Genomic DNA, 15,362 nt, shown 5'->3' on the forward strand with positions numbered 1-15,362 from the left:
CATTACGAAAAAACATTACCAAAAAAACAGTATTGAGACTGACCTATTTAAGGAGATAGCGTAATCTTTATGCTGTCTCCTTTTATTTCTGGGCGTTTAAACCAACGGGTCTTTTGGCGTGAGGTGTTTACTGTGAAAGCGTTATTAATGGGGTGGGTTGTGCTGATATTCAGCATTCCCCTAGCGGGACTCGCTGAAACAGCCGATAACTTAGAGGAACCCAGCGGGCCGGTTATTTTGACCGTTAGCGGTAATGTTGGCCTTACGAACATTGGTAGTGAAGCGCAGTTTGACCGCGCCATGTTAGAGGCGTTACCACAGCACGAGTTCGATACCACCACACCCTGGACAGAAGGTAGTAACCACTATCGTGGGCCTTTAATGCGCGACCTACTGGCGCGTTTAAACGCGGAAAGCGATACGGTACACGTCGCCGCCCTGAATGGCTACGAAGCGGAAATACCGGTGAGTGATTTTGAAGAGTATGACGTTATCTTAGCCCTTGAAAAGGATGAAAAAGCAATCCCCATTCGTGAGTACGGTCCGTTATGGGTGCTTTATCCCTTTGATCAGGATGAAGCGCTGTTAAGCGAAAAAATACGCTTCAGGGCGGTATGGCAGGTTATGCATATTGATGTTCGCTAGCGCTTCAACCGCTCAGGCTTCCAGCTTGCTGCGTTATCCTCGCCGTTTTAAGCTCGTTGCCATCGTTGCGGTATCGCTATTTGCCGCGGCGTTGGTCGTCGCTATCCTGGCTGCCTGGCGGCAGGAAAATCTCACTCAAAGCCTGCGTGAAGATACCGCCTGGGTGATTTATAAGCTGGATCGCGATGCGGTACAGCTCTTGAACCATTTATTGGCAGTGACGCGTGAGCCGCTTACGTCCGAGACGCATGATGAGCTAAACCTACGCTTTGAGCTGTTATATAGTCGTATTACATTGCTCAATGAGGGTGAGGTCAGCACGTTATTGCAACAGATCGGTACGGCTCGGGAATTATTGGGCCAAATCCAGCAACAGCTGGATGTGCTGGATAGGATGTTTTATCCCTATGGTGGGCCTGTAACCGATGGGGGAATTGGTCAATTACCGGTGACGGTGCTGGAAGAGGAATTGCAGGCGCTAACGCAGTTAACAGAGCGCCTGGTTATTGCGATTAATGGCTATTTGGCCGAGTCGGCGACCGAAGAGCGCGCCCAGCTCAGCCTGCTCTACAAGCTCCTCATGTCACTAATCGTCGGAATGAGCTTAGCGGCTTTTCTGGTGATTGCTTTCCTGGTGCGCGAAATGCGCGAAAGTGCGGCGGTCAGGCGCGAGCAGGAGCAATTAGGCCAGCAATTGGAAGTTACTGCCAAACAGGCGCAGACGGCGAATCAAGCTAAGTCAGACTTCCTTGCAATGGTCAGTCACGAAATTCGTACCCCGCTGAACGGCGTGATTGGTATGAGTGAGTTATTACGCGAATCGGCGAGTCCCGCTCAGGTAGAGGATTACGCTAACACGATTCACGATAGTGCCAATCAACTGCTGGCAATGATTAATGAGATCCTCGATTTTTCTAAAATCGAAGCCGGTCACTTAACCCTGGAAACATCGCCTACTGCGCTAAAACCACTTATCGATAGTGTGGTGGTGCTGCTTGCACCCAGGGCAAAAGTTAAAGGATTGACGCTTACGATTAACGTCGACCCACTGGTGCCTGCGTGGGTGTTGGTCGATGCTGCCCGCCTGCGGCAGATACTGCTAAACCTGATCGCCAATGCGATCAAGTTCACTGACCATGGCGAGGTAAGCGTCAAGGTCTCCTCTACGGTAGAGCAGCTATTATTTGAGGTGATCGACACCGGTTGTGGCTTGAGTGAGCAGCAGCAAAAGCGGCTTTTTGAGCCTTTTCAGCAGGCGGATGAGTCAGTGGCCCGCCGCTTTGGTGGAACGGGGCTGGGGCTTGCGATCTGCAAGCGGTTAAGCGAAGCCATGCAAGGGCGGTTAGGGGTCAAGAGCCAATTAGGCCAGGGAAGTACCTTCTGGTGCCAGTTGCCCTTGGTTGAAGCTGACCCTGTTTCAGCGTCACTGCCCGTAATGCCTAAACACGATTTTTCCGGCACAACGCTGCTGCTGGTGGAGGACAATGCGGTCAACCGCAAAGTCGCCATTGGCTTGTTATCGCGCCTAGGCTGCGGTGTGATCTGGGCCGAGAACGGTCGTGACGCCTTGGCAATGGCCCAGTCACAGCAGGTACAACTCATCTTTATGGATATCCAGTTGCCCGATATGGATGGCTTGTTAGTCACTCAGCGCTTACGCGAACAGGGTGGCTGGCTGGCGAGTGTTCCTATCGTCGCCATGACGGCAGGCGGCGCTGAAGATGATCGCCAACGCTGCCTAGCTGCGGGCATGAACGATTACATTACCAAGCCGCTGTCACTTTCGGCGTTAAGTAACGTGCTGGCGTTACAGCTTTTTGCCACTCCCGACACTGCTCCTATACAAGCATTAGCGGGAACACAAACGCCAACCGGGGAGCCGCCGTTACTGAATGCCGACACTCTCGCCATGCTGAAAGCGTCACTGGGAGAATCGAGCCTGATCCAACTGGCGATGCTTTACCATCAGCAAGTCAGCAATTACACCGAGCAACTGGCTGCTTGCCTGGTGGCAACACCACTGACTCCAGAACAGCACCATCAAGTTATGCGTTTGGCGCACCAGCTGCGCGGCGAGTCAGTGAGCATGGGCGCCGACCAGCTTGCCGAATTGGCGAAGCAGTTGGAGATATTGGCCAAGACAGAGCAAGCCACTACAAGCCAACTCAATGATGTGTTCAGCACGTTAAAGCTTGCCGCTGCGCATACCCATGCCGCACTGGAGAGATGGTGTCGTGACCACTTATCCCGTTGAAAAGGGCATCATTACTGCGGCTAGCCAGCATCCCGACGCTTCCTACGCTGCAGCCGAGCTAGCTTGCGCCCTATGTCACGAGCATTTGAGCTTCGTGCTGTTCTTCTGCAGTGCGGAGTATGATTTAGCGGGGCTGGCGGCTGCATTAGAGCGAAGCTTTCCCTCCATGCCACTAAGTGGCTGCACCACCGCAGGGGAAATTACCCCGCTTGGCTATGACCGTGGCTCGATTGTAGCAATGGGCTTTGATCGTCGTTGGTTTGCCATCGAAACAGCGCTGATCGATGACCTGGATCATTTTGAGTTAACCAATGCGCAACCGCTAGTTGATACGTTACTTGAGCGTTGCCGGCGACAGGCCATTGCACCCATCAACGAACACAGCTTCGCTCTGACGTTATTGGATGGCCTATCGAGCCGTGAAGAGCAGGTGCTTGCCACCTTAGATGCAGCGCTAGGTCGAATACCCAGCTTTGGCGGCTCAGCAGGCGACGATAACCACCTTAGCCACACCCACGTGTACAGCGCCGGGCGCTTCTATACCCAAGCCGCGGTCGTTATCATGATCAATACCCGCTTGCCCTTTGAAGTGTTTTCGACCCACCATTTAACGCCGCTAGCTCACAAACTGGTCGTGACGGAGGCAAACCGAGAGCAACGACGGGTGATTGAGCTGAATGGTTTACCCGCCGCACGGGTATACGCGGATTTGGTTGGGCTTGCGCCTACTCAACTCAACGCAGCGATATTTGCTCGCCACCCTTTAGCGGTGCGTATCGGGGGGCAGCACTATGTGCGCTCCATCCAGAGTGTTAATAGCGACAATAGCCTGAGTTTTTACTGTGCGGTTGAAAATGGCATCGTGCTCACGGCCATGCAACCAGCACCGCTACTCGATGATCTTCAAGTGATGCTTGCCGGGGTGAGCGCTAGGCTTGGGGCGCCTAGTGTGATCATTGCCTGTGACTGTTTTTTACGCCGCATGGAACTGGAAGCGCTCGATCATTTAGAGCAGGCGTCGCAACTGCTACGCCAATCGCGAGTGGTGGGATTCAATACTTACGGCGAGCAACACCACGGCATGCATGTGAATCAAACGTTTACGGGGGTGGCGTTTGGATCTCTTTCAGCTGACGACAACCACTGACGATACCAGTAGCAATGACGAGCTTAATGTCGCAGAACTGGGCGAAGAGAACCGTCGTCTGCGTAAAGTTTGCCAAGCGCTAATGGAAAGGGTGGAAGGGGATGGCAGTGCCGAGGGCGCCCCTTACGCCGCATTTGAACGTTCAGTGCTGCTTGCTGAGCAGGTGCGAGAACGCACCGATGCCTTACACCGCACCCTGGACGAACTGGGCCAGGTCAATACGCGATTATTGGCGGCCAAAGCCGAGGCTGAAGCGGCCAACCTTTCCAAAACAAAATTCCTCGCGGCGGTCAGCCACGACCTGCTACAGCCTCTCAACGCCGCCCGGCTGTTTGCCAGTGCGTTAGAAACTCACTCTTTACCTGAAACCTCGCAAATGCTGGTGGGCCATATTGGCCGCTCGCTAAAAGATGTGGAAGGGCTGATAGGAACGCTGGTGGATATCTCACGCCTGGATGCGGGGGTACTGCGTGCCGATAAAGCGCCGTTTGCGGTGAGCACGCTGCTCGATACCTTGGCGGAGGAGTACCGGCAAGTGGCTGGCGTGCGTGGCTTGGCGTTGCATTACGTGCCCTCCAGTATGATGATTGAATCAGACTTGGCGCTGCTGGCACGGGTCATACGCAACTTTCTTAGTAATGCGGTGCGCTATACCGAACATGGCCGCGTGCTGCTGGGCTGCCGACGACGCCCTCATGGGTTGGAAATTATGGTGGGCGATACCGGCCCCGGCATTCCAGAGCAGCAGCGCGAAGCGATCTTTCTGGAGTTCCGGCGGGTTAACCAGCCCCATAGTGCTAATAGCCGTGGCTTAGGGCTGGGGCTAGCCATCGTTGACCGGATCAGCAGCATGCTGGAGCAGCCGGTATCCCTCGCTTCTCGCCCCGGCGTGGGGGCTCTTTTCTCTATCACCGTGCCTTACGCGGCGGTCGCGACATCGGCTCTGCCCATGCGCTATGCCTCGCCTTCAGGTGAGATAGATGATCCGTTGCAGGGTTGTATCGTCTGGGTGATCGATGATGACTTGGCCATTATTGAGGGCATGCAGGCACTGCTAAGCAGTTGGGGCTGTCGGGTACGCGCGGCAGCCACGGTGAGTGCCCTTGAGGCCGCCAGCGATGGTGAGCGCCCTGCGGTGCTGCTGGTTGATTACCACTTGGGGGAACATCGTGAAACCGGTATCGATCTGGCCGCGCGCTTGCAGCGGCGCTATCCTGGATTGGCCGCCGTGGTTATAACGGCGAATCACGAGGCAGAGATTAAGCGAGCCACCCGTGAAGCGGGCATGCACTGCTTACTAAAACCGCTCAAGCCGCTGCGGCTGCGCATGCTGCTTGGCTCGCTGTTGCATAAATATTAGTGAGCCCGGTTGGCGCGGTAAAAACTTAAATCCTCCTCCCCGGCAATGACGATCGCATGCACCCGACTGGTTGCATTTAATTTACGCAAGATTGCCGAGACATGGGTTTTAACAGTGGTTTCGGCAATCAACAATTCTCGCGCAATATGTTTATTGGACATCCCTTTGGCCATACAGCCCAAGACCATCAACTGCTTTTCGGTCAGGCGCGCCAAGCGCTCGCTGGGCGTTGTGGCGGTGACGGTGGTGGGGGGCAAAGACGTGCGCGGCGCAGGCCGACGCATGATGTCGGGCGGCAGGTAGAGCTGACCTTCAAGAATCTGTGTTAAGGCTGCTAGCATTGCTTCCCGGGGCGTAGATTTGGGGATATAGCCCACCGCGCCCAGGGTAATGGCATCCAGCACCAGTTGGCGCTCTTGATGCGCAGACACAATCGCTACTGGCAGCCATGGAAACACCTCGCGCAGTCGGGTTAGCCCCTCTAGCCCCTCGGCATCCGGCAGGCTTAAATCCAGTAGCAGCAAATCTAACTCCGCATGCTGTTCCACCAACGTCATCGCATCAGCGAGACTCTCTGCTTCCACCAGTTGGCTGCCTGCCAAGCCCCCGCTAATCACGGTTTGCAGCGCATCACGGAACAGCGGGTGGTCATCGGCCACTAACAGGGAATACATGGCGTCTCCTACCAAGGGATGAGGGCTAATCCTGCCATCGGGCTATATCGCCATTTGCTTTAGTGAACAACACTGTCTAAGCATCTTAAAAAAGCACCTTTAACAATCATAATACTCAGGAGCATGACAATGATCTACGCCAACCCTGGTGATACCGGTTCACTGGTGTCATTTGAAAAGCGCTATGGCAACTATATCGACGGCGAATTCGTTGCCCCGGTCAAAGGCCAGTACTTTGACAACATCAGTCCTGTTAATGGTCATGTTTTTTGCGAAATCCCCCGCTCGACGGCAGAAGATATCGATAAAGCACTAGATGCGGCCCACAAAGCGGCACCTGCCTGGGGGAAAACCTCGGTTCAAGAGCGCAGCAATATTCTCTTAAAAATTGCCGACCGCATTGAGCAAAACCTGGAAATGCTCGCCGTCGCCGAAACCTGGGATAATGGTAAAGCGGTACGCGAAACCATCAATGCCGATATTCCATTGGCTGTCGATCACTTCCGCTACTTTGCAGGCTGTCTGCGTTCGCAAGAAGGCACCGCAGCGGATATTGATGCCAACACGGTCTCCTATCACTTCCACGAGCCGCTAGGCGTGGTGGGCCAGATCATCCCCTGGAACTTCCCGATCCTGATGGCCGCCTGGAAACTGGCGCCTGCGCTGGCAGCGGGTAACTGTGTGGTATTGAAGCCCGCGGAACAAACCCCCGCCTCGATTCTGAAAGTGATGGAAGTGATTGGCGATCTGCTGCCGCCCGGCGTTCTCAATATCGTCAATGGCTTTGGTGCTGAAGCGGGCCAAGCACTGGCCAGCAGCAAGCGTATCGCCAAGATTGCTTTTACCGGCTCCACGCCTGTCGGTTCGCATATTTTGAAATGTGCGGCGGAAAACATTATTCCCTCTACCGTGGAGCTAGGCGGCAAATCCCCCAACATCTACTTTGCCGACATCATGAATGCCGAACCGACGTTTATTGATAAAGCGGTAGAGGGCTTGGTGCTGGCGTTCTTTAACCAGGGCGAAGTGTGTACCTGCCCTTCGCGGGCGCTGATTCAAGAGAGCATGTACGACGAGTTCATGGCCAAGGTCATCGAGCGCACCAAAACCATCAAGCGCGGTAACCCGCTAGATACCGATGTACAGGTAGGCGCCCAGGCATCCCAAGAGCAGTTCGACAAGATCATGTCCTACATGGATATCGCCCGGGATGAAGGGGCTGAATTCCTCACCGGCGGCAATAAAGAGACCATGGATGACAGTATCAACAGCGGTTACTACATTCAGCCCACGCTGCTGAAGGGTAACAACCAGATGCGCGTCTTCCAGGAAGAGATCTTTGGCCCGGTGGTAGCCGTCACTACCTTCAAGGATGAAGAAGAAGCCCTCGCGATTGCCAACGACACCGAGTTTGGCTTGGGCGCAGGCGTTTGGAGCCGCGATATCAACGTCGCTTTCCGCATGGGCCGAGGCATTCAAGCCGGGCGCGTGTGGACCAACTGTTACCACCAGTATCCCGCCCACGCAGCCTTTGGTGGCTATAAGAAATCTGGTGTTGGCCGGGAAACTCACAAAGTCGCCCTCGAACACTACCAGCAAACCAAAAATCTGCTGGTCAGCTACGACATCAACCCGTTGGGCTTCTTCTAACCCCTTCTGCTAGCCACACCGCCCGGCATTAGCCGGGCGGTATTGTCAGTCCCCTGACGCTGACTCTACCGATAAGAGCAGTACTTAAACTGCCGTATCGAAAACTATTAGGAGTTGCATCATGGATAGCACAATGCGCGCGGCGGTCGTTCGTGAGTTTGGCCAGCCGTTGGCCATAGAAGAAGTTGACGTACCTCGCCCTAAGCAGGGCGAAGTATTGATGAAAGTGGCGGCCTCTGGGGTTTGCCATACCGATTTACACGCCGCCCACGGCGATTGGCCGGTGAAACCCTCGCCGCCATTTATTCCAGGGCACGAAGGTGTTGGGCATATCGTGGCGGTGGGTGAAGGCGTTACCCATGTCAAAGAGGGTGATCGTATTGGTGTGCCCTGGCTCTACTCGGCCTGCGGCTACTGCGAGCACTGTTTAGGCGGTTGGGAAACCCTGTGTGAGTCTCAGCAAAATACCGGTTACAGCGTTAACGGTGGGTTTGCCGACTACACCTTAGCGGATGCGGGCTATGTTGGGCGCCTGCCGGATGCCATCGACTTCATTGAAATAGCTCCTGTGCTGTGTGCGGGGGTGACGGTTTATAAAGGCTTGAAGATGACTGATACCCGGCCCGGCCAGTGGGTGGTGATTTCGGGCATTGGTGGCCTGGGCCATATGGCGGTGCAGTACGCCAAAGCGATGGGGCTGAACGTGGCGGCTGTCGATATCGATGACGGCAAGCTAGCCCTGGCTGAGCGTTTAGGCGCCACGGTCACCGTTAACGCCATGAAAACCGACCCAGCGGCGTACTTGAAGAAAACCATTGGTGGTGCTCACGGGGCCTTGGTGACAGCGGTGTCGCCGAAGGCGTTTGATCAGGCGCAGAATATGCTACGCCGCGGCGGGACGTTGGTGCTCAATGGCTTACCGCCCGGCGACTTTCCGCTGCCGATCTTCAGCACGGTGCTCAACGGTATTACCATTCGTGGCTCTATCGTCGGCACGCGCAGTGACCTGCAGGAAGCGTTGGATTTCGCTGCCGAAGGCAAGGTTAAGGCCACGGTAGCGACCGATACGCTGGATAATATCAACGATGTCTTCCAGCGCATGATTGACGGCAAGATCGAAGGCCGCATCGTGTTGGACATGGCGAGCTAACAGCCAGCCAGTGGGTATCGCACCAGGGGGAGAAGACTCCCCCTTTTTAATGTCGAACTTGCCACTTGAACAGTCGATATTTAATCCTTTCCGCTCTCCAGTAAGCTCAGCCAACGGCGCGCCATGCGCTCGGCATGGGCAAGGTTGCTGACGACCGCTAGCTTCCCCGCTTCGCGTCGAATGCCTGCACGCTTTATTTTCAGCGCCATGCGCGGCGGCAGCCCAACAAACATCACCCCCACGCCTTGCTCACCTAGCTCACGGCGCAGTGACTCCAGCGCCACCATCGCGGTGGTATCTAGGCTAGACACATCACGCATATCCAACACGACGATTCTCACGCTGTGATCAATGATCCGTAGCGTGGCGATGGCTTTTTCTGCGGCGCCAAAAAACAGCGGACCGCTAATTTTGTAGAGCGCTACTTCTGGCGGGAAATGTTCGCCGGTGTTGTGCGACTCAAGGCGCTGAGTATTGGTTAGCTGCGCCATTCTGCGAATAAATAGCGCGGCGGCTAGGCCAATACCGACGGCCACGGCGATCACCATGTCGAAAATAACCGTCAATGCGAAACAGATTACCAATACCCATACATCGCTGGCAGGCGCGCTTTTTAGCGTGTGCATAAAATGCCGCGCTTCACTCATGTTCCAGGCAATAATAAACAGCAGCGCAGCCAGCGCAGCCATCGGTACATACCCCAGCACGCCCGCCAGTGCGACGACGGCCAGAAGCACCACTACCGAGTGCACCAGTGCCGCGACAGGTGAAAAGGCACCACTTTTGATATTGGTCGCGGTGCGGGCAAGGGCCGCCGTAGCAGTAATGCCGCCAAAGAAGGGCACCACCAGGTTGCCGAGCCCTTGGCCAATCAGTTCTGCATTGGGGTCATGGCGGGTGCGGGTTAGGCCGTCTGCGACAACGGCGCACAGCAACGATTCAATCGCAGCGAGTAAAGCGATCGCCAGCGCAGGGCCTAGCAGCGCTTGAATCAACGCAAAGTCGATTTCAAGCGGCGTGCCATCTGCACCCGGGAGGTGCCAGGGGGCTACAAAGCTGGGCGCAAAGGGCGGAATGCCGCTGCCGCTTTCACCCTGAAACTCCCAGCTAAACCGCGAGGCGATCGTATCGACCTCAACGCCACTCATCAGCAGTAGCGAGGCTGCCAGCGTACCCACCGCTAACCCTACCAGCGGGGCAGGTATTGGGGTATTTAAGCGCGGCCAAACTAACAGCGTTGCTAAGGTGACAAGCCCGACGCTGATCTCCGCCAGCGACAGCGTGGGCAGCGCTTGGCCGATCAGCATTAGGTTATCCAGAGTGCTATCGCCCAGCTCGACCCCCGCCAAACCCAAAAAGTCAGGCAGCTGTAACAGGGCAATCACCACGCCGATGCCCGCCGTAAAGCCAAGAATGACCGGGTAAGGCACGTACTGAATGAGACTGCCCAATCGCGAAAGCCCCAGCGCGACCAAAATAGCGCCCGCCATAAAGGTGGCAATCAGCAGCCCCCCCAAGCCATGGTTGGCAACAATCGGGAAAAGAATAACCACAAACGCAGCGGTGGGGCCGGAGATGTTAAACCGCGAACCACCGGTTAGCGCGATCACCGCCCCTGCCACAATGGCCGTATAGAGCCCGTGTTGGGGCGGTACCCCAGTGGCAATCGCCAGTGCCATGGAAAGCGGCACGGCGACGACGCCAATCGTCAGCCCCGCCATCACGTCGCGCTTTAATTTACCCAGCGAATAACCTTCACGCCAGGCGTTGAGTAACGCACTGCCAGGCATCGGGAAAACGTACCCCGAGGGTCGATGTGCGCGGGACATGTGGCCAGCCTCCTAAGTGTTAGGGAAAACAGGCTACTACGCTACGCCTACCCTGGAGTTCCCACAACAAAGCGTTTTTTCAGAGCCGTTCGCGCACAAAAAAATCCCGGCGCGCAGGCCGGGATTGTCTGTGGGGTTAAACAAATAATGCCGTTACATTTGGGAATCTTCAGGCGGCTCCCCAATCGTGCCGGGCATCGCCTGTACATGGCCCATCTGCTGACCCGCCAGGGTGAGGAAGTGCAGGTGGCGCTCATATTCGCAGACCAAATCACCAATCACCTGACCCCGGGTGTAGCCGTTAAGGTCCTTATCTTGCCCACCTTCAGCCAAATACACATCCAAGCGTACATAGAAGTCATCGTCCGCCGGGATAAAGCTTGGCGTACGCATGCGGTGCGGACACACTTGGTAAACAAAGCTGGTGGCTTCACCAAAATCGACCTGTAGTGTCAGGTTGGCTAGCGTTTCACCCTCAACGTGCTCTTCGGTCACGTTGGCGGTTTGGCCTCGGCTTTCAAGCTCCTGGGCGAACTGCGTCATTGCAGGGCGAATCGCATGCTCGATGGTTGCCGCCGCACCCGCGCGGTTAGAGGTATCCAGGGCACGATCCAAACGCTCTTTCCAGTCGCCGCCTGGGGCGCTACCGGCAATCATGCGGCGCGCATCGGCCTTGCTGCCTTCCATTTTCAGGGCTTTATACATACCCACCATGACCGCGAAAATTACTAGCGAGAAGGGCAGTGCGGTGATGACCACAGCACTCTGCAGGGCATTCAAGCCACCGGCCATTAGCAGGGCAATGGTGATCAAGCCGATCATCACTGACCAGAAGATACGCAGCTTTACCGGCGCATCGTGGTTCACATCGCTCAAAATAGAGGTAAAGTTGGCCAGTACCAGCGCACCGGAGTCCGCTGAGGTAATAAAGAACACAATACCCAGTACGGTAACGACCGCAGCGGTAAGGCCAACGTAAGGGTAGTACTCAAGCAGCGTGTAGAGCGTCGTTTGCGGGGTGTTAAGGGCCTGTTCGCCTAGCTCCACAACGCCTTGATTAGCGACCAATTCAATACCGCTGTTACCGAAGACTGACATCCACACCATCATAAAGGCCAGCGGAATAAACAGTGCACCGGCGACGAATTCACGAATGGTACGGCCTCGGGAGATACGTGCCAGGAACAGCCCCACAAAGGGCGTCCAAGCAATCCACCAGCCCCAGAAGAAGATTGTCCACCACATCTTCCACTCTTGGGCGCCCTCATCGGCAAAGGCATAGGTATCAAAGCTTGCACCGACAAAACCGGAAAGGTAATCACCAGCGTTATTGACCACTTTGTCTAGCAGGACCAGGGTGTCGCCTGAAAAGAGTACAAACAGCATTAACGCCAGCGCCAGCAGCATGTTGAACTCTGATAAGCGGCGAATGCCTTTCTCAACCCCAGTGACCACCGAAATCGTCGCTAGTATCACTACCAGGACAATCAGGATCACCTGCACGGTAAGGGTTTCCGGCACACCGAACATATAGGTTAGGCCGTAGTTCAACTGCATCACCCCAATGCCAAGGCTGGTCGCAATGCCGAACACGGTGGAGATGACCGCCGTGATATCCACCGCGTTGCCAATCGGGCCGTGGATACGTTTACCGAGGATTGGGTAGAGCGCGCTACGAATAGCTAGCGGCAAACGGTGACGGTAGCTGAAGTAAGCCAGCGCCATACCCATCAACACATACAGCCCCCAACCGGAGAGCCCCCAGTGCAGATAGGTTTGAACGACGGCGTTACGCATCGCTGCCTGGCTCTCCGGGGTTAAATCCGGCGGTGCCAAATAGTGGGCAACCGGTTCGGCAACGCTGAAGAAGAGCAGGTCGATGCCGATACCTGCGGCAAACAGCATGGCCGACCAGGAGAGCAGCGAGAACTCGGGCCGAGAGTGATCGGGACCCAGGCGAATACTGCCAAACCGCGACATACCAATGGCGACGACGAAAACCAAGTAAGCCACGATGGCGAGCATGTAGTACCAGCCAAAGGTTTTGCTCACCCAGGCGAGGCCAGCATCAAAAAAGGCGCCTGCTTGCTCGGTGAACAGCATGGTAAGCACTAAAAAGATAAGGATACCGGCTACACTGCCGTGGAAAACCACGGGATTGAGGCGGTCGCGGGAGGGAAGGTTAAGGTTGTCTTTCGCCATGCAGGCGGGCTCCTGTTGTTGAAAGAGGAAGGGAAGATTTTATTTTAAATGAACGTTCAAATAAAATACGCGATTAAGCCTTTTCCTTCAAGTTAACCTCCCTTGTGTGGGATGAATAAGCGTGGAGTGAGCGGTGAGAAAAATGCAAAGGCAGACGCAAAAACGCCCGGCAAGCCGGGCGTTAACGCTAACATTTAAAAAGTGATCAATGCTTATTCACTATCGGCGCTGTCGTCGTTATCGCCGTAGTGGCCGCGTTTGCCGTGCTTACCACGATACTCTTCATGGGCTTCGTGCATGGCATTGCGCAGCGCTTCTTGCTCTTCCTCAGAGAGGATCTCGGCGACCCGCTCGTGGTGCTCTTCACGCAGAGCGTGCATGGCTTCACGGTGTTCAGCGTGAGCTTCGTTCAGCTCAGCCTGCTTCTCTTCAGAAATTTCTGCGCGCTGATATACCTCTTGGCGACGCTCCTCCATGCGCTCTTCCATACGCTCACGATCAGGACCTTTACCTTCATGATCACCGTGGCTATCCGCTTGAGCGGTAAGCGCTAGCGGAGCAATAGCAATAGCCAGTAGGGCGGGGGCAAACAGTTGGCGAATTGACAGTTTCTTAGCACTTGAAATTTTCATAAGTTCTCTCCTGGTGAGTTGACGATGCCAGTATCGCTAGGAGACGTGCAAACCGTTTGCAGATAGTGTGCAACAATCATGATCTTATTAGCTCGTTGCAGGTCGTAGTCGGTAGGTGAGGGGTCACCTCGTTATCAAGGAGCAAATTAATGTCGCGAATCGAATACTTTCGCGTGTTTCAGCAGCGTTATGCGTTTACCACCCTACGCCGTGTTACTGGCCTGGGGGCGCTTGCCTTGCTATTGAATGGCTGTAGCGCTTCCCAACATATTAGCCAGGGCGAAACTGCTGTTGAGAGTAACCCGTTGCATGCCCCCCAGCCTTTTGAGCGCTTAGCCCCAGCTAGTTACACACCCGAGGCATGGCCTCAGGCGTTAAAGGCGAGTGTTTATCTGCCCAATGGATCAACGGATACGCGGCGACCCGCGGCATTAGTGGTACATGGCGGCGGCTGGCGCAATCGCACACCGCAAGATATGCAGAGTATTGCCGAACAGCTAGCAGGGCAGGGCTATGTGGCGGTGAATGTTGAGTACCGTTTTGCACCGGAATACCGCTTTCCCAATCAGCTAAACGATTTGCAGCAGGCCATGACCTGGATTCACGCCAATGCCGATGAGTGGCAGGTGGATACCGATCGCATTGTGGGTGTAGGTTTTTCATCCGGTGCCCACCTGGTAAGTTTGTTGGCGCTAGCGGGCGTCGAAGGGCCATTGGCGGAGCCATACGGCGGTGAGCAGAGCCGTCTGGCCGCGGTGCTGGCCGGGGGTCTTCCCAGTGATTTGCTCAAGTTTGAGGATGGGCCGCTAGTGGTTGATTTTATCGGCGGCACCCGCGCAGAAAAGACCGAGGCGTACCGGTCAGCCTCGCCTGCTTGGCAAATTACCCCACAGGCACCGCCGTTTTTTCTGTTTCACGGCAAATGGGACAAACTGGTGCCGGTGGATCACGCCACGGACTTCTATCAAGCCCTGCAGGACAACCGCATCGAAAGTGAACTCTACCTGCAGCGCTGGCGCGGCCACATTACGAGCTTCCTGCTACGGGGCGGCGCTATCGATGCAGGCATCGCCTTTCTCAATCGGCAGGTAAATCCTTAACCCTCCGGCTGATACTTATAGCCGACACCATATACCGAGCGAATGATTTCGAGTTCAGGGAGCGCTTCGTGGATCTTTTTGCGCAGTTTTTTGATGTGGCTGTCCACGGTGCGCTCTGAGACGATGCGGTTATCGCGGTACATGTGATCCATCAGCTGTTCGCGGCTGAAGATGCGCCCCGGCGCCTGCATCATTACGCGCAATAACTGAAACTCCACCGCGGTCAGGCCCAGGTCCTGACCGTGGGCGAGGGCTTGCCAGCCGTCTTCGTTTAAAACCACCGGGGCGTTTTGTACTTCACTCGACGCCTCGGCTGCCGCTTGGCTGCGGCGCAGTACGGCTTTGACCCGAGCGACGACTTCACGAGGGCTAAACGGCTTGCAGATATAGTCATCGGCACCTAGCTCCAGTCCCAGCAGGCGGTCGACCTCTTCTACCTTGGCGGTGACCATTATAAGTGCAATGGAGGGCCACAGCTGGCGAATTTCCCGGCTCAGAGTGAGGCCATCTTTACCCGGCAGCATAATATCGAGCAGTACCAGGGCAGGGGAGTGCTGCTCCAGCCACGGCATCACTTCATCCCCGTGGCCCAGGGTCGTCACCTCGAAGCCATGGGTGGTTAAGTAGTCCGCCATCAGGCGGGCAATTTTCGGTTCATCCTCGACAACGAGCAAAGAGGCAGCATGAGACATAGCGGTAGACTCGCTTAGCAGTGAACG

General features: G+C 55.6%; 12 protein-coding genes. 7 read left to right on the top strand and 5 right to left on the bottom strand.

All coding sequences use genetic code 11. From position 1 onward, the window contains the following. Nucleotides 1–69 precede the first annotated feature (69 nt). The 4 genes from HZS80_RS15270 to HZS80_RS15285 are packed head-to-tail and all read left to right on the top strand — an operon-like array spanning nucleotide 70 to nucleotide 5,406. The gene (locus HZS80_RS15270) at nucleotides 70–645 is read left to right on the top strand and encodes a putative pterin-binding protein (RefSeq protein ID WP_179916592.1); all 576 of its coding nucleotides are present in this window, start codon (nucleotides 70–72) and stop codon (nucleotides 643–645) included. Next, entirely contained in the window at nucleotides 635–2,899 is a 2,265-nt protein-coding gene (locus HZS80_RS15275; RefSeq protein WP_179916593.1) for a hybrid sensor histidine kinase/response regulator, read from the top strand. Before HZS80_RS15270 ends, HZS80_RS15275 begins: the two co-directional genes overlap by 11 nt. Further along, nucleotides 2,880–4,046, top strand: coding sequence for a nitric oxide-sensing protein NosP (gene nosP / locus HZS80_RS15280; RefSeq protein WP_035562389.1), 1,167 nt, complete (start codon nucleotides 2,880–2,882; stop codon nucleotides 4,044–4,046). The genes HZS80_RS15275 and nosP overlap by 20 nt, the downstream gene beginning before the upstream one ends. Further along, complete coding sequence (locus tag HZS80_RS15285; RefSeq protein ID WP_035562392.1) at nucleotides 4,015–5,406, top strand: hybrid sensor histidine kinase/response regulator; 1,392 nt, start codon at nucleotides 4,015–4,017, stop codon at nucleotides 5,404–5,406. Before nosP ends, HZS80_RS15285 begins: the two co-directional genes overlap by 32 nt. Here the strand turns inward: HZS80_RS15285 and HZS80_RS15290 are convergent. Beyond that, a complete protein-coding gene (locus HZS80_RS15290; protein WP_035562395.1) occupies nucleotides 5,403–6,080 on the bottom strand; it encodes a response regulator in 678 nt (225 codons plus the stop codon). The genes HZS80_RS15285 and HZS80_RS15290 overlap by 4 nt on opposite strands. A 129-nt stretch (nucleotides 6,081–6,209) precedes the next feature. Between HZS80_RS15290 and exaC the strand changes: the two genes are divergently transcribed. Both exaC and adhP read left to right on the top strand, forming a co-directional pair. Then, nucleotides 6,210–7,730: an acetaldehyde dehydrogenase ExaC gene (gene exaC, locus HZS80_RS15295; RefSeq protein ID WP_035562398.1), complete on the top strand. Its 1,521-nt coding sequence runs from the start codon at nucleotides 6,210–6,212 to the stop codon at nucleotides 7,728–7,730. Nucleotides 7,731–7,851: 121 nt separating this feature from the next. Further along, nucleotides 7,852–8,880 (top strand): alcohol dehydrogenase AdhP, encoded by a 1,029-nt coding sequence (gene adhP / locus HZS80_RS15300; protein ID WP_179916594.1) that lies wholly within the window; start codon nucleotides 7,852–7,854, stop codon nucleotides 8,878–8,880. 80 nt (nucleotides 8,881–8,960) lie between these two features. Here the strand turns inward: adhP and dauA are convergent, their stop codons facing one another. From dauA to HZS80_RS15315, 3 genes are all read right to left on the bottom strand, one after another. Then, a complete protein-coding gene (gene dauA, locus HZS80_RS15305; protein WP_179916595.1) occupies nucleotides 8,961–10,709 on the bottom strand; it encodes a C4-dicarboxylic acid transporter DauA in 1,749 nt (582 codons plus the stop codon). Between the two features lie 153 nt (nucleotides 10,710–10,862). Then, nucleotides 10,863–12,911: a choline BCCT transporter BetT gene (gene betT / locus HZS80_RS15310; protein WP_035562407.1), complete on the bottom strand. Its 2,049-nt coding sequence runs from the start codon at nucleotides 12,909–12,911 to the stop codon at nucleotides 10,863–10,865. A gap of 212 nt (nucleotides 12,912–13,123) precedes the next feature. Next, entirely contained in the window at nucleotides 13,124–13,543 is a 420-nt protein-coding gene (locus HZS80_RS15315; RefSeq protein ID WP_179916596.1) for a hypothetical protein, read from the bottom strand. Between the two features lie 149 nt (nucleotides 13,544–13,692). Between HZS80_RS15315 and HZS80_RS15320 the strand changes: the two genes are divergently transcribed. Further along, on the top strand, nucleotides 13,693–14,643 hold the full coding sequence (locus tag HZS80_RS15320; protein WP_179916597.1) for an alpha/beta hydrolase: 951 nt from the start codon (nucleotides 13,693–13,695) through the stop codon (nucleotides 14,641–14,643). Here the strand turns inward: HZS80_RS15320 and HZS80_RS15325 are convergent. Next, nucleotides 14,640–15,335 (bottom strand): response regulator, encoded by a 696-nt coding sequence (locus HZS80_RS15325; RefSeq protein WP_035562415.1) that lies wholly within the window; start codon nucleotides 15,333–15,335, stop codon nucleotides 14,640–14,642. The genes HZS80_RS15320 and HZS80_RS15325 overlap by 4 nt on opposite strands. Nucleotides 15,336–15,362 lie beyond the last annotated feature (27 nt).

Source organism: Vreelandella glaciei, from assembly GCF_013415125.1.
Lineage (GTDB): Bacteria > Pseudomonadota > Gammaproteobacteria > Pseudomonadales > Halomonadaceae > Vreelandella > Vreelandella glaciei.

Coding starts and splice junctions, on each gene's coding strand:
- HZS80_RS15320 (WP_179916597.1), top strand. CDS start 13,693: ATGTCGCGAATCGAATACTTTCGCGTGTTTCAGCAGCGTTATGCGTTT.
- HZS80_RS15325 (WP_035562415.1), bottom strand. CDS start 15,335: ATGTCTCATGCTGCCTCTTTGCTCGTTGTCGAGGATGAACCGAAAATT.
- exaC (WP_035562398.1), top strand. CDS start 6,210: ATGATCTACGCCAACCCTGGTGATACCGGTTCACTGGTGTCATTTGAA.
- HZS80_RS15275 (WP_179916593.1), top strand. CDS start 635: ATGTTCGCTAGCGCTTCAACCGCTCAGGCTTCCAGCTTGCTGCGTTAT.
- HZS80_RS15270 (WP_179916592.1), top strand. CDS start 70: ATGCTGTCTCCTTTTATTTCTGGGCGTTTAAACCAACGGGTCTTTTGG.
- dauA (WP_179916595.1), bottom strand. CDS start 10,709: ATGTCCCGCGCACATCGACCCTCGGGGTACGTTTTCCCGATGCCTGGC.
- betT (WP_035562407.1), bottom strand. CDS start 12,911: ATGGCGAAAGACAACCTTAACCTTCCCTCCCGCGACCGCCTCAATCCC.
- HZS80_RS15290 (WP_035562395.1), bottom strand. CDS start 6,080: ATGTATTCCCTGTTAGTGGCCGATGACCACCCGCTGTTCCGTGATGCG.
- HZS80_RS15315 (WP_179916596.1), bottom strand. CDS start 13,543: ATGAAAATTTCAAGTGCTAAGAAACTGTCAATTCGCCAACTGTTTGCC.
- adhP (WP_179916594.1), top strand. CDS start 7,852: ATGGATAGCACAATGCGCGCGGCGGTCGTTCGTGAGTTTGGCCAGCCG.